At 46.5% G+C, this 23319-nt stretch carries 19 protein-coding genes and 4 pseudogenes; 14 read left to right on the top strand and 9 right to left on the bottom strand.

Going from position 1 to position 23319, the window contains the following annotated elements:
- Positions 1–17 precede the first annotated feature (17 nt).
- Positions 18–1049, top strand: coding sequence for an IS630 family transposase (locus tag P4S58_RS12055; RefSeq protein ID WP_337164563.1), 1032 nt, complete (start codon positions 18–20; stop codon positions 1047–1049).
- Positions 1050–1057: 8 nt separating this feature from the next.
- Here the strand turns inward: P4S58_RS12055 and P4S58_RS12050 are convergent.
- The 3 genes and pseudogenes from P4S58_RS12050 to P4S58_RS12040 form a co-directional block, all read right to left on the bottom strand.
- Positions 1058–1267: pseudogene (locus P4S58_RS12050) on the bottom strand (IS5/IS1182 family transposase); the annotation flags it as partial.
- 22 nt (positions 1268–1289) lie between these two features.
- Positions 1290–1991, bottom strand: coding sequence for a DsbA family oxidoreductase (locus tag P4S58_RS12045; RefSeq protein ID WP_337164113.1), 702 nt, complete (start codon positions 1989–1991; stop codon positions 1290–1292).
- Positions 1992–2178: 187 nt separating this feature from the next.
- Positions 2179–2802, bottom strand: coding sequence for a TetR/AcrR family transcriptional regulator (locus tag P4S58_RS12040; RefSeq protein ID WP_337164111.1), 624 nt, complete (start codon positions 2800–2802; stop codon positions 2179–2181).
- Positions 2803–3016: 214 nt separating this feature from the next.
- Between P4S58_RS12040 and P4S58_RS12035 the strand changes: the two genes are divergently transcribed.
- The 4 genes from P4S58_RS12035 (at position 3017) to P4S58_RS12020 (ending at position 7516) form a co-directional block, all read left to right on the top strand.
- The gene (locus P4S58_RS12035) at positions 3017–4492 is read left to right on the top strand and encodes an efflux transporter outer membrane subunit (protein WP_337164109.1); all 1476 of its coding nucleotides are present in this window, start codon (positions 3017–3019) and stop codon (positions 4490–4492) included.
- Entirely contained in the window at positions 4489–6051 is a 1563-nt protein-coding gene (locus tag P4S58_RS12030; RefSeq protein ID WP_337164107.1) for an MFS transporter, read from the top strand. Before P4S58_RS12035 ends, P4S58_RS12030 begins: the two co-directional genes overlap by 4 nt.
- Before the next feature lie 67 nt (positions 6052–6118).
- Positions 6119–7150 (top strand): HlyD family secretion protein, encoded by a 1032-nt coding sequence (locus P4S58_RS12025; RefSeq protein WP_337164105.1) that lies wholly within the window; start codon positions 6119–6121, stop codon positions 7148–7150.
- 48 nt (positions 7151–7198) lie between these two features.
- Positions 7199–7516, top strand: coding sequence for a DUF190 domain-containing protein (locus tag P4S58_RS12020; protein WP_337164104.1), 318 nt, complete (start codon positions 7199–7201; stop codon positions 7514–7516).
- A 108-nt stretch (positions 7517–7624) separates the two neighbouring features.
- Here the strand turns inward: P4S58_RS12020 and P4S58_RS12015 are convergent.
- The 5 genes and pseudogenes from P4S58_RS12015 to P4S58_RS11995 form a co-directional block, all read right to left on the bottom strand.
- Positions 7625–7744: pseudogene (locus P4S58_RS12015) on the bottom strand (isopenicillin N synthase family oxygenase); the annotation flags it as partial.
- A 209-nt stretch (positions 7745–7953) separates the two neighbouring features.
- The gene (locus P4S58_RS12010) at positions 7954–8160 is read right to left on the bottom strand and encodes a hypothetical protein (protein WP_443089011.1); all 207 of its coding nucleotides are present in this window, start codon (positions 8158–8160) and stop codon (positions 7954–7956) included.
- Between the two features lie 23 nt (positions 8161–8183).
- Positions 8184–9107, bottom strand: coding sequence for an IS5 family transposase (locus tag P4S58_RS12005; protein ID WP_337164103.1), 924 nt, complete (start codon positions 9105–9107; stop codon positions 8184–8186).
- 30 nt (positions 9108–9137) lie between these two features.
- On the bottom strand, positions 9138–10004 hold the full coding sequence (locus P4S58_RS12000; protein ID WP_337164102.1) for a sensor domain-containing diguanylate cyclase: 867 nt from the start codon (positions 10002–10004) through the stop codon (positions 9138–9140).
- A pseudogene (locus P4S58_RS11995) lies at positions 9994–10452 on the bottom strand (IS3 family transposase); the annotation flags it as partial. The gene P4S58_RS12000 and the pseudogene P4S58_RS11995, both read right to left, overlap by 11 nt.
- Positions 10453–10771: 319 nt before the next feature.
- On the opposite strand from P4S58_RS11995, the gene P4S58_RS11985 reads away from it, so the two are divergent.
- Positions 10772–11692, top strand: coding sequence for an IS5-like element ISVpa3 family transposase (locus P4S58_RS11985; RefSeq protein WP_004393974.1), 921 nt, complete (start codon positions 10772–10774; stop codon positions 11690–11692).
- Positions 11693–11731: 39 nt separating this feature from the next.
- Here the strand turns inward: P4S58_RS11985 and P4S58_RS11980 are convergent, their stop codons facing one another.
- Positions 11732–11890 carry a hypothetical protein gene (locus P4S58_RS11980; protein ID WP_337164100.1) on the bottom strand — a complete coding sequence of 53 codons (159 nt, stop codon included), beginning with the start codon at positions 11888–11890 and terminating at the stop codon, positions 11732–11734.
- Between the two features lie 284 nt (positions 11891–12174).
- Here P4S58_RS11980 and P4S58_RS11975 point away from each other — a divergent pair, with 284 nt between their 5' ends.
- The 8 genes and pseudogenes from P4S58_RS11975 (at position 12175) to P4S58_RS11940 (ending at position 23313) form a co-directional block, all read left to right on the top strand.
- A complete protein-coding gene (locus P4S58_RS11975) occupies positions 12175–12867 on the top strand; it encodes a DsbC family protein (protein ID WP_337164099.1) in 693 nt (230 codons plus the stop codon).
- Complete coding sequence (gene traC / locus P4S58_RS11970; RefSeq protein ID WP_337164097.1) at positions 12867–15266, top strand: type IV secretion system protein TraC; 2400 nt, start codon at positions 12867–12869, stop codon at positions 15264–15266. The genes P4S58_RS11975 and traC overlap by 1 nt, the downstream gene beginning before the upstream one ends.
- Positions 15259–15606, top strand: a complete 348-nt coding sequence (locus P4S58_RS11965) for a hypothetical protein (RefSeq protein ID WP_001044650.1) — start codon at positions 15259–15261, stop codon at positions 15604–15606. The genes traC and P4S58_RS11965 overlap by 8 nt, the downstream gene beginning before the upstream one ends.
- Entirely contained in the window at positions 15590–16102 is a 513-nt protein-coding gene (locus tag P4S58_RS11960; protein WP_252625354.1) for a S26 family signal peptidase, read from the top strand. Before P4S58_RS11965 ends, P4S58_RS11960 begins: the two co-directional genes overlap by 17 nt.
- Positions 16103–16112: 10 nt before the next feature.
- Positions 16113–17237 carry a TrbC family F-type conjugative pilus assembly protein gene (locus tag P4S58_RS11955; protein ID WP_337164095.1) on the top strand — a complete coding sequence of 375 codons (1125 nt, stop codon included), beginning with the start codon at positions 16113–16115 and terminating at the stop codon, positions 17235–17237.
- Entirely contained in the window at positions 17221–18249 is a 1029-nt protein-coding gene (locus P4S58_RS11950; protein WP_337164094.1) for a TraU family protein, read from the top strand. Before P4S58_RS11955 ends, P4S58_RS11950 begins: the two co-directional genes overlap by 17 nt.
- Positions 18250–18251: 2 nt before the next feature.
- Positions 18252–21943: pseudogene (gene traN / locus P4S58_RS11945) on the top strand (conjugal transfer protein TraN).
- 389 nt (positions 21944–22332) lie between these two features.
- Entirely contained in the window at positions 22333–23313 is a 981-nt protein-coding gene (locus P4S58_RS11940) for a hypothetical protein (RefSeq protein WP_337164093.1), read from the top strand.
- Positions 23314–23319 lie beyond the last annotated feature (6 nt).

The raw sequence follows: 23319 nt of genomic DNA, 5'->3' as shown, positions 1-23319 counted from the left end.
GGATCATGCTACGAACCATGAAAATTACACTGACTCCTCAACAGAAACTGCAACTCGAACAAATGCACGACATTGAACGTGATAGTCGAGTTTGCGACCGTATTAAGGCTGTTTTGCTGGCTTCTGAAGGCTGGAGTCAGACTATGATTTCACAAGCTCTTCGTATTCATGAATCGACCGTTGCTCGTCATCTCAGCGACTACGTTCTTTCTGAAAAACTTAAGCCTGAAAATGGCGGAAGCCAAAGCAAGCTTTCTGCTACTCAAACCATGCACCTAATCGAGCATTTGACTGAGAAAACCTATTCTCATACGCGTCAAATTGTCACTTACGTTAAAGAGACATTTGGACTGGATTACACGGTTTCTGGTATGAATAAATGGCTTCACCACAATGGTTTTAGCTACAAGCAACCGAAAGGCGTACCACACAAGTTTGATGAAGCACAACAGCAAGCATTTATAGAGGCTTATGAAGCGTTAAAGGCAAGCTGTGGCAAGGATGAATCGATAGTCTTTATCGACGCAGTTCACCCAACACTATCAACAAAAATATCTCATGGCTGGATACGAACTGGTCAGGATAAAGTGATTGAAACAACGGGTAATCGTAGCCGATTGAACATTATTGGCGCACTGAACTTGTCGGATATTGGAGCTACCATTGTTCACAACTATGAAAGCATTAACAGTGAATCGATTGTTCGCTTTTTCTGTGAGTTAAGAAAGAGTTATCCCTTAGCTCATAAGCTTCATATCATCTTGGATGGTGCGGGATATCACCGCAGTGACTTAGTCAAAGATGCGGCGTTTGTCCTGAATATTGAACTGCATTATCTTCCACCTTACAGTCCAAACCTCAACCCAATCGATCGGCTATGGAAAGTAATGAATGAGAAGTCGAGGAACAACGTTTACTTCAAAAGAAAACGGGACTTCAAGGCGGCAATAGACCAATTTTTTGCAGTGACTCTTCCAGAGATCGCAGGCTCTTTGACATCTCGAATTAATGATAATTTTCAGGTTCTCAAGCCAGCATCTTCAAGTTGATTCGGTATATACCATTGCTGCATACAATGAATGCGAAACATGGTCTCAAGCGCATACGGACGTCTGCCATTGCCTGCTTTAGGATAAAAGGGTTCAATCACTTCCAGCAGTTGAGACCACGGCAGCAGGTTATCCATTCTGGATAAGAATATCTCTTTACGGGTCTGACGGCGCTTACTGGAAAACTCGCTATCAGCAAAGGTTAACTGTTGGCTCATGGGCGGTAACGTTTATGATTTACTATGCAGCTATGATCTCACATCGGGGACTTAATCGCATCTTCCCTGAGCCCGCTTTTTCCTTGCTGATAATTTCTTCAAGCGCTTCTTTAAATACGTCAGCAGGTTGGCCGCCCGAAATGGCGTATTTGTTGTTGATGATCACAGTCGGTACAGATGTGATGTTGTTTTGCTGCCAAAAGGCTTCTTTTTGGCGAACTTCATCGGCAAACTGACCGCTCTCCAAAATGCCTTTTGCTGCTTTTGGGTCTAGACCTACGGCCGCGGCAAGGCTGGCTAACACATCATGGTCGCTCACATTTTGAGCATGAGTGAAATGCGCTTTGAACAAGGCGTTTTTTAATTCTGCTTGTTTCTCTTCATGTTCTGCCCAATGCAACAGTCGATGGGCGTCAAAAGAATTCCACATGCGACTTTCTGGTTTGAAGCTAAAGTCGAAACCCACTTCTTGTCCACGCTCTTTGATGGCCTGACGGTTCTGGTCAGATTGTTCTTTTGAAATGCCGTATTCCTGCTGGATGTGCTCATCAAAATCTTGCCCTTCTTGAGGCATGTCAGGATTAAGCTCAAACGGCTGAAACGTCATGTTGGCGGAGACTTTATCGTCTAATTGCGCCAAGGCTTGATTAAGGTTTCCTAAGCCGACAACACACCATGGGCACATAACATCGGAGACAAACTGAATATCGATTTGATCTTTCATTGTATTTTCCAAATAAAAACTAAATAGGTATCCAGATATCAATGGGGCTAGCACTAGAGATTAAAACGGAAACCATGATACGAGCAAGTAGATTGCTTGAAATTTGCACAATGCTATGGCGTTCATGAGATAGTGCGAGGCAGCTTTTGACACTAAATCAGCCTTTTGTTTTAAATAACCTCCCTCATCACCGGACGGCAAACGCCTTCATAAAAGTTTGCACGGCGCTTTTTGTCCAGTTTTCAATTTGAACCTGAGAGGGCACCGCTTCTGGGAACATCACTCCGATCATATGACCTTCACCTCTGATCATACTGATGAATAAGCAGGCGGCTTGTTCTACCCCAATTGACTGAATGTCAATCTCATTTTTATCGGCAGCGTGAGCTAGATATTCACTGACAATATCGATCGTTGCTCTAGGGCCTGACTGGTAAAAAGTATTGGCGATATGTGGAAAACGTAAGGCTTCAGCCGCAACGGTACGAAACAGGGATAAGTTGTTCGACGACAGTGTCATCTTGAGGTAAGTATGACCAAATTCGGTCAATACTTGTTCAATATTAACGGAAGGCGCTTGAATCGTTTTTAGCTGGGAAATTGTCTTTGAACACTCCATTTTAATGACTTCAAAAAAGAGCGCTTCTTTGTTTGGGTAGCGGTTATAAACCGTTGCTTTTGATACGCCAGCTTCTTTTTGAATCATGTCTGTGGTGGCGGCTGAAAAGCCACGTTGTAGGAATATTTTCGTCGCCGCCTCAAGCACAATCTGTGCTTTTGGGTCCTGCGGTGGCTGTTGCTCTGATCTCACAATTCTTCACCATATTTTGTCTTTTGAGGAAATAGATTCTATTCTCATTTTTAACTTGACACAAGGTGTACCGTACGGTTTAAAATAGTCGAAAATCAACTGTACTGATCGGTTCAATTTTTCCATTTTGTTCTATGGTGATAGATTTTATTCGGTGTTTTTTGAGTTTTTCAAAACTAAACTAATCAGTTTAATTCTAGAGATGATATACGATATGACGAAGGGTTTAAAATATTCCCGTTGGTTTCAAGGCGGCTTGGTTATCACGGCCTTAGGGCTGATGACAGGTTGTGCTCTGATACCGAAAAGTACCTTGTCCGCAGAGGACAGCAAACCAGAGGTGAGTGTTAATTGGGAAGCACTTAAAACAACGAGCTCGGTGGCGACGCCTGTTCGTTGGTGGACGCTGTTTCACGATGATGTTTTGTCCTCGCTGGAAAGTAGAGCAGAGAAAAATAACTTAGATTTGCAGTTGGCGGCGATTCGCTGGAAAGAAAGCCGCGCGCAATTGGGTTTGGTGTCTTCTCAGAAGAATGTTCAGCTGTCTGTCGATGGGGGCTTTAGTAGCATAGGGTTGAGTGAAGACGCTCCGCTTGCTGCTGTTGGCGCTCCGACTTCCCGTATTGATACTTGGAGCTTGAGTACTGGCGCAAGCTGGGAAATGGATTTCTGGGGATATTTAAGCGACAAAGAAAAAGCCGCGAAAGAACAGTTGCAAGCCACCGCCTTTGAAAACGACATGGTGCAAGTCTCGTTAAGTGCAGACATTGCGCGTAACTATTGGCGTTTACGCGGCGTTCAGGCACAGCAGCAGTACCTTCAAGAGCAAATCAAAATCGCGAAAAGCCGCTATGGTTTAGCGCAAAACCGCGAGCGAAATGGCGTAGGCACCAATTATCAAACGCAAACAATGAAAGCTGAGTTGTCTGATGTGACGGCGAAATTGCCTTCTTTACAGCATCAAGAAGCGGTGTTGAAAAATGCACTGGCGTTGTTGTTGGGCTTGTCGCCACACGCTTTAGATCTTGAATTAAGCGGTCAGCCCAAAGCGCCTTCTTTACCGACTGTATTAGCGGTTGGTGTGCCGTCTGATTTAGCGCGTAATCGTCCTGATATCTTGATGGCGGGCGCCAAATTGAGAGCAAGCATCGCCCAAGTAAGCGCGGCGAATGCTGATTTTTACCCACGCATTCGTTTAACTGCCTCAATTGGCGCCTTGTCGAACGATTTGTCTGATTTGGGCAGCTGGGACTTTCGTCAATACTTTGTCGGGCCTTCTTTCCACTTGCCAATCTTTGAAGGCGGAAAATTACGCCAGACCTTGGCATTAACAGAAGCGAAACAAAAAGCGGCGGCGGTTACTTATCGCAAAACCGTACTGTCAGCTTGGCATGAAGTCGAGAACTCATTGGGTGCTTGGACCTCAGAAAGTGAAAGTGTGCGTCGCTTAAATGCCGCACAAAAGCAGCGTGAAGTAGCATTGCACGCGGCGCTTAGATCCTTCCAAGAAGGGGCAGCAGACCGTGGCGATGTATTGAATGCGCAACAGTCTTTGGTTGCCGCGAAGCGTTCTTTGATGGATGGACAAGTGAGTCAAGCATTGGCCATGGTCGCTCTTTATCGTTCATTGGGCGGTGATTGGAGTGGCGATGTTAAGCAACCTTTTTCAGGTGAGAAGGTGTCGAAATGACCGCAGTTGTGCAAAGTCCAGTAGTGGACAGCGCGCCTCAGGCCAGTAAACCCACTCCGCCGCCAGGCCCTGCTTTTGGCGTTCGCTTAGCCATTGGTTTGTTGGGCGTGTTGTTGGCGGCCATGATGTCTGGTTTGAACAGCCGCTTGCCTTCTTTGGGAGAAGCCGATTTTTTAGGCGCCATGGGCTTTAGTAGTGATCAAGGCTCTTGGATTACCACTTGGTACGAGGCGGGTGAGTTAATGGCAATGCCATTTTCTTGTTGGTTGGCGATTACTTTTTCGTTGCGTCGCTTCCAGATCATCGCTCAAATCGGTGTGATTACCATTGCGGTGTTTCTGCCTCTTATACAAAACGCTGAACTGTTTATGGGGCTGCGTTTTGTGCAAGGTTACTTTGCGGGTTCCTTGGTGCCTCTTTTGATGATGTCGGCGTTGCGCTTTTTGCCACTGTCGATTCGTCTGCATGGTTTGGCTTTGTATGCAATGACAGCAACACTGGCACCGAATGTGGCTGTTTGGTTGGCGGCTTTATTCTTGGACAAAATACATGACTGGCGTTGGTTGTACTGGCATGTCATTCCCTTAGGCCTGTTATCGATCAGCTTTGTATATTACGGCATTCCTAAGCTGCCACAAATGAGATTGCGCATAAAAGAGGCGAATTACCTCGGTGCCTTTTGTGCGGTCTTCGGCATCATTGCGTTGACGATTACGTTAACTCAAGGTATTCGCATGGACTGGCTGGATTCTAGCTTTATTCGCGGCACCGCGATGATAGCAACGGGTTTATTGGTGTTGTTTCTGTGGTCAGAATTTCATCATCCGGCCCCCTTTATGCGCTTGCAGTTATTGTCAAAGCGTAATTTAGGTTTGGGATTCACCTTGTTCTTCGCATTATTGATTGTATTGGCGAGTGGTGTATCTATGCCATTGCAATTACTAGCACAAACTCAGGGTTTCCGAATGGAGCAACTCGCGTCCATTGGTTTGTGGATAGGTTTGCCGCAGATCTTCTTAGGTTCTGTTGTTGCCTTCTTGTTGTACCAATCATGGGTGGATGCTCGAGTTCTGTTTTCTATTGGTTTGGCGTGCATTGGTAGTGCTTGTTTATTGGCCTCTAATGTCACCAGTGAATGGATGACGGCGCAATTCGTTACCGCTCAAGTATTGCAAGCAATCGGCCAGCCAATGGCGGTAGTGTGCTTGTTGTTTTTGGCAACCAGCGTGGTGCAACCAATGGAAGGAGCATTTGTATCCGGCATCATTAACACCTTGAGAGCCTTGGGCACCATGGTCGGTGGTGTCTTGATTGGTCAAATTATGGTGGTTCGCAATCAGTTTCATTTTGAAGATTTGTTGGCTCATTGGAACACAGCATCTATCTACGAAACGCAAGTACACACCAACGCTTATTGGGCTGGAGAGTTAGCCAAGCAGGCAGGGGTGCTGAGTGGAGAGGATATTTTCATTGGGCTTGGCATCGCTGCTTTTGTGATGATCCCATTGGTAATGTGTTTGATGTATATCCCTGCGCCAAAAGTGGTGAAGCCTGCTTAATAGGCTGCAAAACGTGAAAAATTCGGCCTCTGTGCCTTTACTAATAAGTTATTTAAATAGGTTAGACATGATTAAGAATATTCGTTACTCCGCTGTCGTTGCATTGGTTGCTGTTGTCGTGGGCGGCGGTGTTTGGCAATTAAACAAGCATGCATCAAATAACGTAGATCAAGCGACCGAAGACGCATACATTGATGCAGATTTGACCGTTATTTCGCCGCGCATTAGTGGCGTTGTCGATCAGGTTTTTGTGTCGGACTACATCTCTGTCAAAGCGGGCGATCCTTTGGTGAGTATTGATGAGCGTGATTTGGCGATTGCTCATAAAGAAGCGCAGGCCGATGTGATGACGGCGCAATCTTCGTTGGCTATTTTAAACGCACAGATTGCCCGCCAAGGGTCTTTGATTAAGCAAGCGGAAGCAAACTTGTCGCTCGATAAAGCGAAGCTAAGTTTGGCGCAAGCGAATCAGAAACGCTTTAAAAACCTAGCCCGTGATGGGGCTGGAACCGTATTGGCGAAGCAACAAGCCGATGCAGACTTGCAAACCCAGCAAGCCATTCAGCAGCGCGATGAAGCGACCTTGGAATCCACCAAGCAAGCGGTGGCGATTTTAATGGCGCAGCTTAAGCAAGCAGAAGCCAAGTTAGAATCCGCTCAAGCGAAATTGAACGGCGCTATTTTGCAGCAGTCATACGCGAAATTAACCGCGCCAGAGTCTGGCATGGTCGCTCAGGTTCAAGCGCGTAAAGGGGGGCACGTTAATGTTGGTCAGCCTCTGCTAACGATTGTGCCTATTGATAAGGTATACATCGAAGCGCAATATCGTGAAACACAACTGGCGCACGTTCGAGAAGGGCAGCCAGTAACCATTAAAGTAGACGCCTTGCCAGATGTGACTCTAAGAGGCACGGTTGAGCATATTGCGCCAGCGAGCTTAGTGAGCTATTCCCCTATTGCTGCTCACAACGCAACGGGCAACTTTACTAAAATTACCCAGCGTATTCCTGTGCGTATTCAGCTAACACCAGGGCAAGCGGCATTGACGCAATTGCGTGTGGGCATGTCGGTTCGCCCAGTGATTCATACGGATCAATAAGCGCGCATACTTCACAGACTAGAGTGTTCTATTTTTAAGAGGTGGTTTATGAAAGGATCTCAGATTACGTTTTATACCTATTATGGACGAGCGTACCAAAATCATAATGTGCCTGAATATTTGATGGCATTGGCGGCCGAGCTAGCGTTACCTGGGGCTACGGTATCCAGCGGTTTAATGGGCGTCGGTCAGCACGGTGAAACACACAGCAAAACTTGGTTGGATGATTCCGATGAGCCAGTGCAGATCACCTTTATTGCGTCACCTGAGCAAGAAACTCAATTACTGGAACGTTTGGAGCAAGCAGACATAAAAATCTTCTATACGCGAACGGCAGTGGAATTTGGCTATAGCGGAAAGCAATAGCCTTATCTCATGATAAGCACAATCGCGTGCTTATCATGACAAAGTAGAATGAAAAAAGCGCGCTAGCATCACTGTTAGCGCGTTTTTTATGGGCTTGAAAAAGGCCGGTTAAATGACCCCTAGTTCCACCAATCGTTCGTGCAAATAGCTCTTTGCTGTGTGACGCTCAGATAACACGACAGCGGGTTTTGGGTGCAAGAAGAGTGGCAGAGAAATACGAGATTTGGAGTATAGGTAAAATAAAACGTCATTTTTTCCTAAAATCAAAATACATGATGCCTCATATTTTCCATATTGACATCTATTTTATATTCTTAATGGAGTGAAAGTCGGCTATTTTTCGTCTATTAATCAACTGTTTCTACGTAATTCAGAATTCAAGACAAGCGCCTCCCGCTGTTGTGCAAACGAGTTTTGTTTATGATGATGAACGGCTTTTATTCAAACAGACTTATCTGAGGCGGTGCTCGACTTTGTGGGGGCAATAGCTCGACGACATCGTCATTTTTTGTATTCAGGTGACTAAGTATCTTTTGGATCACCAATGGATCTTCGATGCTCGCTATAACCTTAACAGCACCACCGCATTGCTCACACGTTTCAATGTCGATGTGGCTTTGTTGCTTAATTCGATGAGAAGACATGGTAGCCCCATGTTGTTCAGTTCTTAAACAACATACTGAGTTTCAGGCATACCTAGCCCTGTAAGCTTGTTCAGCGCTTTGATCATAGCGTAAGTCTCACCAACTTGAGCGTTATAATTTCGCAGGCTTAGTCTGCCACCGAGTAGTTGCTTCACCCTGTACATGGCCGTTTCTGAGATTGACCGACGATGGTAACCATAGCGCTTCTTCCACTGTTTATTTGAACCATGAAGCTGTTGCCAACTGACCGCTAAGTTACGCGGATGCCCTTGTTCCCAGAGTGCGGCACCTTCTCTCGGTGGAATGAGTACTAAAGCGCGTTTTCTACGCACAGCATCGTGACAGGCTCTTGTGTCGTAAGCACCATCACCTGAGATATTGCGGATTTTCCGATGGGTTTGCTTGAGCAAATTCGGCATGACTTCGGCGTCTGTTACACCGGATAAACTCAGTTCTGCGGCAATAATTTCATGGCTATCCGTATCCACAGCAATATGCAGCTTACGCCACACTCGGCGCTTGCCATCTGTGCCATGTTTTTTCACTTTCCACTCGCCTTCGCCGTAAACCTTTAAGCCCGTCGAGTCGATAGCCAAGTGCTCAATGGTGCCGCGAGTCTTGGTTTTAAAAGCAATCTTGACGGTTTTTGCGCGTTTGCTGATACAAGTGTAATGTGGACACGAAAGCGGAATATCAGCCAGTTTAAACACTGAGTTGATAAAACCTTGTAACGCTCGCAGCGGCATAGAGAAAACGCGTTTAACCATCAGCGCGGTGGTAATGGCTAAGTCGCTAAATACGTGTGGGCGACCTTTCCTTGGTTGCTCGACCTTGGCTTCCCACTTGGCGATAGCATCCTCGTCAATCCAGAAGGTCAGCGAGCCACGATTGATTAAGGCTTGATTGTATTGCTTCCAGTTGGTTGTTTTATAGCGAGGTTTGGGCATGAGGCTACGACGATTAATGGGTGTAGCCGATCAGATCGTAGCTTCTTGATTTAGTTCCATCGATTTAAGCAACAAAGCCTTTTTCATATCATACATACGATTGTCTGCTACGTGTAAGAGAGATTTTAGTGATTCGCCATCATTTGGGTATGTTGCTAATCCAAAACTGTATTCTAGTTTTATTGGACAATTATTTTCCTTAAGTTGACGCGCCACATTCTTATCTAAACGTTCAAAAAACAAACTAACGTCAAGAGGATGCTCTTGTTGTTCCAGTAGTAAAACAAATTCATCCCCACTAATTCTGGAAGCGGTATCTTCTTCCCTTATTGATTCATGCAATGCTTTAGCGAACGATATCAGAGATTTATCACCAAAAGCATGACCATGAGTGTCGTTTATAATCTTAAAGTTATTTAAATCAATAAAAACTATATTAAAAGTACTTTCTTGATTTGATTTGTTGCGATTTAAGTGTCGTTTTAATTGCTCAAACCTATCTTCCAAAAGCATTCTATTCGGTAATGCCGTTAAATAGTCGTGATAAGCTAGAAAGCGCACCTTTTCAATTTCATTGACATGAGTGGTAATGTCAGAAAATGTAGTAATAAAGCCCTGTATTTTGCCATTTTTTACAATTGAAGATGTTGATTGCCAAGTATGAATAATCTCACCGGATGCTTTTCGAACAGCAATTTCGCCACTCCAGTGACCACTTTTTTCGATTTCAATAAAAGCTTTTTTGATTAGCTCTACCTGATTTAAATCATCGCGAAGGAAAGATGGATTTTTCATTAAAATATCAGGCTCATCATAGCCAAAAACAGTTTTGAACGCCTCGTTGACTTTGACAATATGATCTGCTCCAGCCAGACTGGACACTTCATTAAGCGACATTTTGCTGTTCAAAGTTAACTGGGCTTAGATACCCAAGAGCACTGTGCCTTCTCGTCCGATTATAATCAACCTCTATGTACTCGAAGATCGTTTGGCGCATCTGGTCTCTCGTCATAATTGGCTCATATTGTATCGCTTCCACTTTCATAGAATGGAAGAAGCTCTCAACACAAGCATTGTCCCAGCAGTTTCCTTTCCTACTCATACTTTGCTTTAGATTATAAGCAGTTATGAGATCTCGATAATCTTTTGAGCAGTACTGACTACCTCTATCACTATGAACGATAACCTGCTCGGGGAATCCGCGACGGAACAACGCCATTGATAGCGCATCACAGACCAGCGTAGCCGTCATTCTGGTATCCATAGACCATCCAATTACTTGTCTTGAGTAAAGGTCAATAATTACCGCCAAGTACAGCCAGCCTTCGCTTGTGGCTAGTAGAGTAAGAGACAGAGCGTAGTCGAACTATCTCTCTGCCTCTCCTCTCCGAACCGTACGTGCACCTTTCAGCGCATACGGCTCTCCGTTTAATCAAGGCCAACGGCCATAGCAACATCTGAGTATCTTGAAGTCACTGTGCTTCTGGCTTCCGTCAGAAGATAAGGATTGGTTGCTGGAAGACGCCATTTAAACGGCATCTTTTGGCTACTCACAAGCCGGAACAGGGAAATACCACATTGATGTGGCTTTGTTGCGTAATTCGAGGGAACTAAATCAGAAGGTTGCGATCTGATCGGCTAAGTAAGTTAATCATCCTAGTCTCATGCCGAAACCTCGCTACAAAACAACGAACTGGAAACAGTACAACAAAGCCTTAATCAACCGCGGTTCACTCACTTTCTGGATTGATGAAGAAGCCATTCGCCAGTGGAAGCAGAGCAAACAAAATAAACGAGGTAGACCTCGTCAGTTCAGCGACTTAGCCATTACTACTGCGCTTATGGTGAAACGAGTTTTCTCAATGCCGTTGAGAGCATTGCAAGGGTTTATCGATTCTGTTTTTTCATTGGCTAACGTCCCTATAGTCTGCCCACATTACAGTTGTATCAGTCGAAGAGCTAAGCAAGTCGAGGTTTCATTTAAACCAAAGAGTAGAGGTGCAATACAGCATCTAGCTATTGATGCAACAGGTCTCAAGGTTTATGGCGAAGGTGAATGGAAGGTCAAGAAGCATGGTACTGACGGGAAGCGTAGAGTCTGGAGAAAGTTGCATTTAGCGGTAGACACCAGCACTCACGAAATCGTCGCGGCAGAACTGAGTTTATCTAATGTTACCGATGCAGAAGTCCTCCCTAACTTGCTCAAGCAAACCCGCCGAAGAATTATCGAGATATCTGGCGATGGCGCTTATGACACAAGGGATTGCTACGATGCCATACGGTTCAAGCGAGCTGTTCCACTCATCCCTCCAAGAGAAGGGGCAGCCTTCTGGGAGAATGGTCACCCTAGGAATTTAGCGGTAGGTTGCCAGAAGCTCTACGGCTCCAACAATAAGTGGAAAAAGCGGTACGGCTATCATCAACGCTCACTATCAGAGACAGCAATGTATCGAGTGAAGCAGTTGTTAGGTGGGCGATTAAGTCTGAGAAACTACAATGCTCAGGTTGGTGAAACTTACGCGATGATTAAAGCGCTGAACAAACTTACAGGGCTTGGTATGCCTGAAACTCAGTGTATTGTATAAGAATCAACCAATTGCAGGCAGTTTGGTTCTCTGACCGAATTACGCAACAAAGCCAAAATTACTTGCCAATTCTTCGAAATGACTTTGAGCTTCTTTAGGGAAGCTATCAAATAAACTGTTCTTGAAAACAATACCATCCCGGATCAGACCGCAAGGTATGGGAACATCGTTGAGGTTAAGTAAATTATCCGTAGCCAATTTTTTGTCCTGATTCTCTTATCTTTGGTTCTCAATAGCATGAAATGAGCCAGTTTTATCGGCAATAAATCATACTGTAAGTACCACAAATTCAGCGGTGCATAATCTGTGTCAATGCCCATCAGATTTAATGGTTAAATTGTAATCTAATTTCCACCTTGTCTCACTGATTTTCAAGCGAAGCTACCCTCAGCTAGATGCTGATTTCTTCAATCTATCTAACCGAGTCCACATAGGACAACTGCATAGACTGGAGCCTCGATTTACATTAACGAGGACTCCTCATGCGAAAACTATCTCCAATTATTCTGACGCTTGCGCTGTCTCCTTTGGTTCAAGCTGAACCTGTGTCTGAAGTGTCGCCCGTTGGCAAAATTGACGGCATGGTTTCTTTGCCTGTCACGGGTATGAAAGCGGTCGAAAGCAATGGCCGTATTGTTTTCATGTCAGGCAGTGGCCGGTTCGTCATTGATGGTACACTCTATGATGCCTGGTCCAAAAAGCCGCTTACCAGCCTTGAAGAAATTCGAGAAGCGGGAAACACTCTGGATTTAAGTCGCCTTGGCTTAAAAATGGATGATTTGAACCCACTGACGCTGGGCGAAGGCAAAAAGAAAGTGGTGGTCTTTGTTGATCCACGATGCCCGCACTGCCATGAGCTTTTGAAACAAGCTTTACCGTTAACCAAAGAATACACCTTCCAAATACTCCCTGTGCCAGTGCTTGGTCCTGATTCAGAGCGTCAGGTTCGCCAGCTTGGCTGTGCGCGTGACAAAAAAGCGGCCACCGATGCATTGCTGAATGGCCGGATTGGTAACCTAGAACAGGATGATGCCTGCAACTTAGAACCAATGCAGCGTACCTTGGTGACGGCTCAAATCCTAGGCATTCAAGGTGTGCCTTTCATCGTCGCCAATGATGGTCGCATCAGCCGAGGCCGTCCTTATGATCTTTCTGCTTGGTTGGAGGGGCGTTAATGAAAGCCTCTCTGTATTCAGGGCAACGCGCTTCAGAGCTCTTGCCAGTATTGGCCTATTCCGACGATGAGCAACTGTTTTTCATGGAAGACCAGAGTGTTGGCTTTGGTTTTCTATGTGACCCATTGCCGGGTGGTGATGAGTCTGTTGCAGACAGGGTTAATGTTCTACTCAACAACGACTGGCCAAAAGACACTTTGCTGCAATTTGGCCTGTACGCATCCCCTGATATTCAAACCGACCTTCAGCGCATGATGGGCTTACGGCATCGTCAATCCGATCCATTGCTTAGGGCGTCGATACGCAAACGTGCGGATTTCCTCGATGGGGGCACGGTTCAACCGATAGAAGAATCGACCCAGACTCAGGTACGCAACTTTCAACTGATCGTCACCTGCAAATTGCCTTTGGAAAGTCCTATACCGACGGAGCGTGAGTTGAGTCGAGCATCCGCGCTTCGGGCTTCTTTCTCGCAAGCGCTGGCAACGGCTGGTTTTCGCGTTACTGAGATGACTGACCGAAACTGGCTCGCGGCATTAAGTGCGCAGCTTAACTGGGGAAAAGATGCTTCCTGGCGCAATCCATCACCAATCCGCAGTGAGGCAGATAAACCACTTCGAGAGCAAGTGTTGGATTATGACCGAGCTATCAAGGTGGATAGCCAAGGTCTGATGCTGGGTGATTACCGAGTTAAAACCTTATCGTTTAAACGCTTGCCTGAGCGGATCTGGTTTGGTCATGCCGCAAGTTTTGCGGGCGATATGATGACGGGCAGTCGCGGTTTACGCGGCAGCTTTTTGCTGAATGTTACCATTCACTTTCCCTCAGCCGAGGCCATGCGATCTCGTTTAGAGACGAAGCGTCAATGGGCGGTCAATCAGGCCTATGGCCCGATGCTCAAGTTTGTGCCGGTGCTTGCAGCCAAGAAAAAGGGATTTGATGTTCTTTTTGAAGCCTTGCAAGAAGGTGATCGTCCTATTCGGGCAAATATGACCTTAACGCTGTTTTCACCAACAGAAGAAGCGTCGATCAGCTCTGTTTCAAATGCTCGAACCTATTTCAAAGAACTCGGATTTGAGCTGATGGAAGACAAGTACTTCTGTTTGCCCATTTTCCTGAATGCCTTGCCATTTGGTGCTGACCGCCAGGCGATGAACGACTTGTTTCGATTCAAGACCATGGCGACACGGCATATCATCCCTCTGTTGCCTTTGTTTGCGGATTGGAAAGGCACTGGCACGCCGGTGATTAACTTTGTTTCCCGCAATGGCCAGATCATGAGTGTGTCCCTTTATGACTCGGGCAGTAATTACAATTGTTGCATCGCGGCGCAATCGGGATCGGGTAAGTCATTCCTGGTGAACGAAATCATCTCTTCCTACTTATCTGAAGGCGGACAATGCTGGGTGATTGATGTTGGCCGCTCCTATGAAAAGTTGTGTGAAGTTTATGACGGTGAGTTCTTACAGTTCGGGCGAGACAGTGGCATTTGCTTGAATCCGTTTGAAATCGTTGAGGACTATGACGAAGAAGCGGATGTGTTGGTTGGGTTATTGGCAGCAATGGCCGCACCTACGCAGTCATTAACCGATTTTCAGATGGCCAATCTAAAGCGTCAGACCCGTGAACTGTGGGAGAAAAAAGGTCGTGCCATGTTGGTTGATGATGTGGCAGAGGCCTTGAAAAACCACGAAGACCGACGTGTGCAAGACGTGGGGGAGCAGCTCTATCCATTTACGACACAGGGCGAATATGGCCGTTTCTTTAATGGTCACAACAATATTCGCTTCAAAAACCGTTTCACTGTTTTGGAGTTAGAAGAGCTCAAGGGGCGCAAGCACCTACAACAAGTGGTGTTGCTTCAGCTTATCTACCAAATCCAACAAGAGATGTACTTAGGTGAGCGGGATCGTCGCAAGATTGTGTTCATTGACGAAGCCTGGGATCTGCTGACTCAAGGTGATGTCGGTAAGTTCATCGAGACGGGTTACCGGCGATTTCGAAAATATGGCGGCAGTGCTGTAACGGTAACGCAGTCGGTCAACGATTTGTATGACAGCCCTACAGGTAAAGCTATCGCTGAAAACTCGGCCAATATGTACCTGCTTGGCCAAAAAGCTGAAACCATCAACGCACTCAAAAAAGAAGGTCGCTTGCCACTAGGTGAAGGCGGCTACGAATACCTGAAAACCGTTCATACCGTCACGGGTGTCTATTCCGAAATTTTCTTTATTACCGAGATGGGCACCGGGATTGGCCGCCTCATCGTCGATCCGTTTCACAAGCTGTTGTACTCGTCCCGTGCAGAAGATGTAAACGCGATTAAGCAGTTAACGCGCAAAGGCCTTTCTGTTGCTGATGCCATCTCTCAGTTGTTGAAGGAGCGAGGCTATGAATAAGACCACGCTTTGGCCATTTATGGCCTCTATTACTTTGTCTATTGCTGGTAGCGGTTTAATGACCAGCTGGCTTTTAATGAAAACACTCGAACCCATCCACAGCCAGTTGGCGTTAAGTACGCCCATTGCAGTCGTGGATTTTGGGGAGGCGGTGTTGTCACTGGGCCCCAATGCCAGCGAACAAGACATCGAATCCAGGTTGCTTCAGACCAATCAGCAAATTGAAAAGTTAAAAGCAGCCGGTTTCATCGTGCTGGATGCCCAAGCGGTGGTGGGTGCTGATGATTCCGTATTTGTGCCAGTAGGCTCAAAGGAGGTGTCTCATGCAGATACTCCGTAAAAGAATGCCTTGGCGGCCATATCTCATCCGGTTGACCGCTCTCGCGTTAATCATGGCCGTGGTAGGCACCTACGCCATGATGCGCTACCGAATAGGTATCGATACCCAGCAAGAGCGATGCCTGCCTGATACCACGGTGTATCTGATTGACCTATGGAATAAAGAGCCCGTTAAGGATGGTCTGTATGCCTTCCACTCAAAAGGACTCGCTCCGTTATATAACGACGGTACTCGGATGCTGAAACGCCTAACAGGGATGCCTGGGGATGAAGTCAAGGTGACGCCTGAGCATGTGCTGGTGAACGGTGCTGAAGTCTCAACCGGCATGGCATTAGCCCAGCGTCTTGGTGTAGCGGAATCACAATTTAGCCGCTCATTGACGCTGCAAGAAAACGAATATTGGTTTTCCGGCGAGGCTGCAACGAGTTTCGACTCCCGTTATTGGAATGCAGTTAAGCGCGAGCAGATTGTCGGTCGCGCTTGGCCGCTTTGGTAGGAGGTGGAAGATGAGAAGACTATGCCTCTTATTTTTGTTGGTTGCTCCATTGGCTTGGGTTCAAGTGTCCTGGGCACAAGAGCCTTATCCGTTGTCTGATGAGGACAAAAAGATCGTCGAAATGAGCCGCAGCATTTTACAAAGTGCTGTGGATGGTTCATCTGAATTTATCGAGCCTTTTTCACCGATTGAACAACCTAAGTCGCGCAAACACAACGATGAATGGTTGATATTTGCGTCGTCTTCACTGGGGGATTCCTCACTGAAGCAGCTATTTAAAGAGGCCAGTGCTACCGGCGCTATTGTGTTGTTTCGGGGAATTCCTGAAGGAAAGACCTTGGGGGCGGCTATCCGTGATTGGCATACCCTGATGACGGGGCTTGATCCTGTTCCTCAGGTTCGAATCGATCCGAAAGCCTTTGTGCACTGGCGGGTGACTAGCGTGCCTGCCATTTTCCGCATAAAAGATGACAAGGTGACTGCAAGTGCACTAGGGGTTTACAGCAAGGACTGGTTGCAGCGTCAAATTGAAACAGGCAATACCGGTTCATTGGGTCAACGCGGTCCTATTCATTCGATTTTAGAACCGGATTTGATGCAAGTAGCGATGCAGCGTTTACAGTCGATTGACTTGGGCGCGTTAAAGAAAAAAGCCATTGAGCGTTTCTGGTCTCGCCAAACATTTACTGAGTTACCCAAAGCCACGCAGTATCGGATAAGAATGGTTGATCCAACCATCGTCATGCAGCGGCCACTATTGGATGCCAATGGCCGAACATTGATCCCAGCAGGAACGCGTATTAACCCGCTAAAAGCCTTGCCGTTCACTCAGCAGCTTGTGGTGTTTAATGCGTCGAACGCTGAAGAAGTGGACGCAGTAGCGCATTGGCTTGAGACGCAAGATAGGACACTGCGCCGCATTACGCTTATCACCACGCAGCTCGACCGTGCGCAAGGCTGGAATCGCCTCAATGCGATCGAAAAGACATTGGACAGTCCTGTTTACCTTCTCAATGCCTCGCTAAAGCAGCGCTTTGATTTGCAAGTAACCCCATCGTTTGTTCAAGCAAAGGGACTCGCGTTTGAAATAGAAGAAATTCCAGCAAAGGAGCTTGTTCATGCAAAAGCTCAATAATACGTATCGTCTGGTGCGGACTCTCGTTGTCATGCTTGTCTTGGGTGCATCTATTCCAGCAAAAGCCGAACTGACCTGCCCAGACGCGGGGTTATTGTCCGGCAAGTTGCTGACGGATGTTTGCTGGTCATGCATTTTTCCTATCCGGGTTGCAGGGCTTCCTCTTGGCTCCGGCAATGTCCCTAGCGGCGCATCAAACAAGTCATTTTGCTTATGTGAAGACAACTTAGGCGTGCCAAGGCCAGGTATTGTTACCAGCATGTGGGAGCCAGCGCGTTTGATTGAACTGGTCAGAACGCCAGGTTGTTCACCTTCACTGGGAGGGATTCGCTTACCGTTAGGTGATAGGCGATTGCAAGGTGGTCATGGTGAGGGTGAATACGATACCGGTGATCTCGCTTTCTACCATTACCATTATTACGCCTTTCCGCTTTTGGTCATGCTCGATTTGTTCATGGATGGCAATTGCGATGCCGATGGTTACATGGACTTTGACTTGATGTATTTGTCGGAATTGGACCCAACATGGCTGAACGATGAACTGGCCTTTTTTACTCAGCCTGAAGCGGCTGCCGTTGCCAATCCATTGGCTATATCAGCTTGTACCGCTGACGCTGCTTCATCAACGCTTGGTAAACCCATCGACCAGTTGTTTTGGTGTGCTGGCAGTTGGGGCCATCTCTACCCGTTATCTGGCCACACCTTAGCCTTTGGCTCATTAGCTGAAAACACCAGCCATTTAGCGGCGCGTGCAATCGCGGCTCAACACAGGCGTGGTCTTGCAAGACGAACAATGGGGAACAGTGCGCTATGCCGACCTGTTATCGAACCCATGCTGCCGAAATCCCAATACAAGATGAGTATGTTCTTCCCTGTACCGGAAACTGAAAGTGCGCATGTCATCGGTGAAAGCACCATGAAATGGGGAGAGTGGCGAACGATCCCCGGTGCCGGTGAAGATGCGCTCTACATTTTGTGGCGCTGGCAAGACTGCTGTAACTCGGGAGGTTAACTATGAAACCAACACTTTTTACCCGAGTGTTAGCGGGTATTTCATCAATCACTATGGCGTGCTTGCCCTTACATGGTGTGGCCGCTGATGTGCAGCGCCAATCCGGCCTAAGCGGACAACAAGAAGGTAAGCAATTACTGCAAAACTGGACGATGCCCGCACTCAATGGCAATACATTGTCGGTGCCGAATGGCAGTGGAAATGAGACGATTAACTTGCAAGAGCTTTTCCCTGGTATGGATCAGGGCTCATTGGATGTCTTAACGGGCGTTTATGGTTCTGATGCCAGCATGAATCAATTGGGGACGCAGCGCCAAGAGAGCATGGCATCCGAAAGTGGCGCTACGGGTGAAGCATTTCGTTCGCTACAGGAAATCAAAGACAGGTCGCGGCCAGATATGGTCAATGATCCGCTTTGGGCATTAACTGATGCGGTTCAAACTGACCCCAATCTATTAACCCAAAGCTTCCCCGGCTGTGAGTCTCAAGGTGAAGGCAGCCCAAATTACCAGCAATGTGACAGGCTCAATACAGCGGTTAACAGCTGCACTATTACTCACGATTACACGGCAGGCATTATTGAGCATGTTTCAGGACCGATGAACCTTCGCTCTTGTGGTGAGGGGTGTCTTGAAGTTTGGATAGGACGTATTGGCGACAACTACTGGAGTGGCCGTTGTAAAGTGTTTGAACAGGCCATCACACTCAAAGTCGTGAACCCCGATGCGATTACCTCAGCCGTTCTTGAGTACGCTAAATGGGATGACTACATGCAAGTTTGGCTTGGCGATCAGAAAGTCTGGTCTGGGCCGAACAATAACTTTCCACCAGAAACGGCAGGTCGCTGCGAGCTCAGTACCAGTTGGGAGCGCAATCCAAATACCGATCTCACTGCCAGGCTAAAAGCGGTAGAACCCGGTTTAGAAGTGCCGGTAAAAATTCGCGTATCGGTTACGGGTAGTGGTGAGGGGTATGCACGTATCAAGGTGCGCTTTGATCCAACCAAGGTGGTGATGAATGATAGTTGGTCACCACAGTCCTGTATCGAACAAGCAGCGGATATCCCGGCTAAGTTTTCAGACTACAGCATTCAATGTACGGATCAGCCGTCATCAACCAACGGATGTACGGTGGTCAATGGTGTTTCAGTTTGTGAATCCTACTTTGCCCCAAGCCCAGTGGCTGGCATATCGCCTTTGTGTCGGCGTGTACAAGTTAGTGTGGATGATGAAAGCTATAAGGGGATTGAAAATCAGGCCTGCCAAGTGCTTGAAGCGAATCCTTCCTGTGGATTCATGTCGTCAGAATGTGCCGAGACCAATGATAAAGGTGAATGCATTCGTTTTACCGATACCTATGATTGTGGATTGCAAATCAGCGATCCAAAGTGTGTGGTATCCAACCTTATACCAAGTAGTTTTGAGGCATGTGAGCCTACTCAGACGATTACGCCATTTACTGAAACCAAGCATGTACCGGATTACCAGGTGTGCGAAAAGATCAGCACGCTTACTCAGTGTCAGTTAGAGCGACGTGTATCCGCTGAAACCCATCAACAAAGCTGGTCCATTGAGCGTGGTTGTTTTAGTTCTGAAACGCTCAGTTTTGTTCCACAGCACAGCAGCACCATGCAAACTGGAAACGCGGCGCTGAGAGTGTTTGATAATCAAAATACTGAGATAAAAATCACCGAGTCGCCATCTAAGGCAAATGGTTGGAAAACGACACTCTCACTGACGGGCAATAAGGAAACGGTGACAGAGACGAAACCGTCCATTAAATACCCTGAAATGACGTGTCCAAAAGGAACCTTGGTTGGTTCATTGTGTAAAGTCGTCAATGGGTCGATTATTTCGTGGCATGAACCCCAAGAGGTCACTCGTTCCAGATGTGAGTCCGGCTGGAACAAAGTCGATTTTGATACCTGTAGCCGAGAAGTTCAGAAGTGTTTGGCTCCTGCGAAACTGAGCGCTTCATTGGCCTTCTCTGGCAAATACTTAGAGCAAGACGTTGTTCATCAATCAAGTGATCCGGGCATAGACCAATGCTTGATGCAAACGGATCAGTTTACTGCGGTGCAGTGGCAGTGTTTGGATACGGGCACAAAACGAATCGACGGGTTAACGGTTGGTAGTGGCGAGTTGACCAATCTGGGAAGCCTTTATCCGGCGGTTGTTTCGTCTCCTGCTCATTTAACCAGTCGCGGCAGTTCTGATGGACTGGGGCTCTCATGCTGGAGGGCAAGAGCGACCTACAATGCTTCGACTTCTCATCCAGAGTTCAACATGGGCAGCTCAGATAGCTGGGTAGATGCCAATGGTAATACACAAACCATCGTCAATAACGGACAAAATACGACCACCAATACGTGTGCCGCGCTAGAGCAAAACCCGGCCTGCCAGTATGTCAGAACAGAATGCACTGAAGGCGGGGCTGGTCATGAAGGCTTCTGTTATATCCAAAGTTTGGTGTATGACTGCGGACAAAGCGTTGAAGTGCAAAACGCTCGAATGGAAACTCAATACAACTGTGAGGGGCCAGTTCGCTGTATGGGCACAGATTGTTTAGAGCCAGAGTCAATCAAGCAGGCTAACTTTGCAGAGGCCGCTGCGATGCTTAATGCGGCGCAGTTTATGACCAATGATATGTCATGCACAGGAGCTGATGGCCAAGATAACGTCGAGTGTACGGTCTTTAAAGGTAATGCTGGCCAGTGCAAAAAAGCCGTTGGCGGCATAGTGGATTGCTGTGAAAAGCCAAGTGGCGTGTCGCTATCGGATTACATCACGATGATAGTTGCGGTCAACAAGCTTGATACGGCAGTCATGGCCATGAATCCGTCTTCGGCAATCTATGGTTCGTGGAATACGCTCAGGGAACCAATCACCAGTACCTGGAGTGCGGTTAAAGAGCCTTTTGTGTCTGCATGGGACTCTCTCATGGGGGCTGGGCCATCAACGGCTGCTGGCGCGGGAGCTGAGCAAGCTGCGACTGGCTTTATGCAGGTGTTGACCAACAAAACGGCTGAGTGGGTAGGCTCTACGTTTGGTTCGGGGGCGCAATCGGCACTGTTTAGTAACGTTGGTGGTGCGGTTGGAGCCGATGGTGTCGTTTCGGGTGGTAACTTTGCCCTGGGGGCGCTGCGGGCGCGGTTCTGAGTACGGTTATGACGGCCTACATGATTTATTCAGTCACTATGATCCTCATTCAGCTTATCTGGAAATGTGAGCAGAGCGAGTTTGAAATGAACGCCAAGCGGGTATTGAAGAGTTGCCACTATGTAGGCTCTTACTGCAAGTCTAAGTTCTTAGGTGCCTGTGTTGAAAAACGGCAGTCATATTGCTGTTTTACTTCGCCACTTTCACGGATCATTCAAGAACAAGTACGTCCTCAATTGGGCCTTGGTTGGGGCAGTGCCAAGTCACCAAACTGTGAAGGTTTGACTGCGAGTCAGTTAAACCAGGTAGATTGGAGCCAAGTCAATCTGGACGAATGGATAGGTATCTTGTCAATAACAGGCAACCTACCCGAAGTACCGTCACTGGATCTGGAACGACTCACAGGCTCAGGAAGTACGCTAAACGTGGATGGAAACCGTCAAAGTGCCGCAGACAGAGCTATTGAAAGGCTAAACGGAATGGATGCTCAGAAACTGCGTCAGGAGGCGACGGAAGAAATTTCGGGGAATAATTGAGCATCATACGAGAGGTATTAAGGGGTAAACTTTAGCTCTAATGGCTTTTATTATAACGTACCATACTGGTTACTTTAGTGCGTCATTTACGCAATAAAGTAACCATTTTAGCACTTGGTGATTGCAGCAGCTTGATCATGCTTCAGCTAACGAGTTCATGCCCCAAAACTGTTTAGCTCAGGATTCCAGACCACATTCTCATGTCAGTTCTTGACCTACATATACTAATAGAAGATTATGAGCCTAGTTGAGCAACTGTGATTATACAGACACGTTCTGCAATTTATGAGTGGAAGGAAGAATAATACCTATAGATGTTGCTGCTATGGCGTCTGTATTTTCTGTAAATAATATTATAAATACACAGTTATAAGCTTTGTGGAAATATAATGAGTGACGACAAGAAAATAACAAATTTTATATCATTTAGTTTCCCTTTTTGTTTGGGGCTGATTTTGGGATTAATATTCTTTAATCCATACGATTTGTTCATCAAATGGTGGATATCTATCGACTGGAAAAGCCAAGGGGTTGCGAATGTTGGAGCTTGGGTTGCTGGTATAGCAACATCTCTAGCTGCACTGGCAACAGCGTTAGCAGCACGCTCTTCAGCGAAAGCTGCGGATGCAGCTACAAAATCTGTAAACCAGTGGAAGTTACATGCTTCATATGAAAAGTACATCGACACAGGAGTTAAGGCGAGAATAAAACTGAGGTGGTTAGAAGCTCATCTTAAAAATATGTGTGAAAAGCGCTTCCAAGTCTTTTTCAAACAAGGTTCTGGTATCTTTGTTGATAGCAATTCAAATGATGTAGACTCACTTATATTTTGTTTAGACCCAAATTTTGTTTATACCGACCCACAAGAAGCGACTAGGTTTAACAAATTTAAAAATGATCTTAAGTATCAGTCTGACGCAATCAATGATCTATATGGTACAGCTATTGATTTAGTTGAGGAAACTTATGAACTAAGTAAAAATCATGTAGGTCTCAATGAAGCCGAGAAAGATGCAATACTAAAAACTATCGAAGAGTTTATAGGGCAAGTTCGAGTAATTGCTAACCTATATCATGGAGTTTTTGAATCCCCAAACAATCCGAATAGGGTCAAAAAAATTCAAGTTGATAGTTGCTTAAATTGTCGAGGGGCTAGCCAACACTATTACCGTTCAACGCTATCAAATTTACAACTGATCACTGGCTATATTGATAATTTGGTGATTGACTTAAACACTGAAAATTGGGCTAGAGTCAAATCTAAGCATGTTATGGAAGAACAAGCGATATTTAGCCTCATCTCTGAAGATAAAGGAGAGCCTTTAGACAGAGTTCTGGAAAGTATTGCACTAAAACTTGAACGCTTATAACAAGTA

Source organism: Vibrio sp. Hal054 (genome assembly GCF_037162405.1).
GTDB lineage: Bacteria > Pseudomonadota > Gammaproteobacteria > Enterobacterales > Vibrionaceae > Vibrio > Vibrio diazotrophicus.
The sequence above is the reverse complement of the archived record's forward strand: the minus strand, read 5'-3'. Positions and strand labels throughout refer to the sequence as shown.

Bases quoted from the DNA above. Each gene is read 5' to 3' on its own strand.
- P4S58_RS12010 (WP_443089011.1), bottom strand. From the start codon at position 8,160: ATGTCTTCTCATCGAATTAAGCAACAAAGCCACATCGACATTGAAACG.
- P4S58_RS12005 (WP_337164103.1), bottom strand. From the start codon at position 9,107: ATGCCCAAACCTCGCTATAAAACAACCAACTGGAAGCAATACAATCAA.
- P4S58_RS12055 (WP_337164563.1), top strand. From the start codon at position 18: ATGAAAATTACACTGACTCCTCAACAGAAACTGCAACTCGAACAAATG.
- P4S58_RS12045 (WP_337164113.1), bottom strand. From the start codon at position 1,991: ATGAAAGATCAAATCGATATTCAGTTTGTCTCCGATGTTATGTGCCCA.
- P4S58_RS12035 (WP_337164109.1), top strand. From the start codon at position 3,017: ATGACGAAGGGTTTAAAATATTCCCGTTGGTTTCAAGGCGGCTTGGTT.
- P4S58_RS11940 (WP_337164093.1), top strand. From the start codon at position 22,333: ATGAGTGACGACAAGAAAATAACAAATTTTATATCATTTAGTTTCCCT.
- P4S58_RS12000 (WP_337164102.1), bottom strand. From the start codon at position 10,004: ATGTCGCTTAATGAAGTGTCCAGTCTGGCTGGAGCAGATCATATTGTC.
- traC (WP_337164097.1), top strand. From the start codon at position 12,867: ATGAAAGCCTCTCTGTATTCAGGGCAACGCGCTTCAGAGCTCTTGCCA.
- P4S58_RS12020 (WP_337164104.1), top strand. From the start codon at position 7,199: ATGAAAGGATCTCAGATTACGTTTTATACCTATTATGGACGAGCGTAC.
- P4S58_RS11955 (WP_337164095.1), top strand. From the start codon at position 16,113: ATGAGAAGACTATGCCTCTTATTTTTGTTGGTTGCTCCATTGGCTTGG.
- P4S58_RS12025 (WP_337164105.1), top strand. From the start codon at position 6,119: ATGATTAAGAATATTCGTTACTCCGCTGTCGTTGCATTGGTTGCTGTT.
- P4S58_RS11965 (WP_001044650.1), top strand. From the start codon at position 15,259: ATGAATAAGACCACGCTTTGGCCATTTATGGCCTCTATTACTTTGTCT.
- P4S58_RS11960 (WP_252625354.1), top strand. From the start codon at position 15,590: ATGCAGATACTCCGTAAAAGAATGCCTTGGCGGCCATATCTCATCCGG.
- P4S58_RS11975 (WP_337164099.1), top strand. From the start codon at position 12,175: ATGCGAAAACTATCTCCAATTATTCTGACGCTTGCGCTGTCTCCTTTG.
- P4S58_RS12030 (WP_337164107.1), top strand. From the start codon at position 4,489: ATGACCGCAGTTGTGCAAAGTCCAGTAGTGGACAGCGCGCCTCAGGCC.
- P4S58_RS11985 (WP_004393974.1), top strand. From the start codon at position 10,772: ATGCCGAAACCTCGCTACAAAACAACGAACTGGAAACAGTACAACAAA.
- P4S58_RS11950 (WP_337164094.1), top strand. From the start codon at position 17,221: ATGCAAAAGCTCAATAATACGTATCGTCTGGTGCGGACTCTCGTTGTC.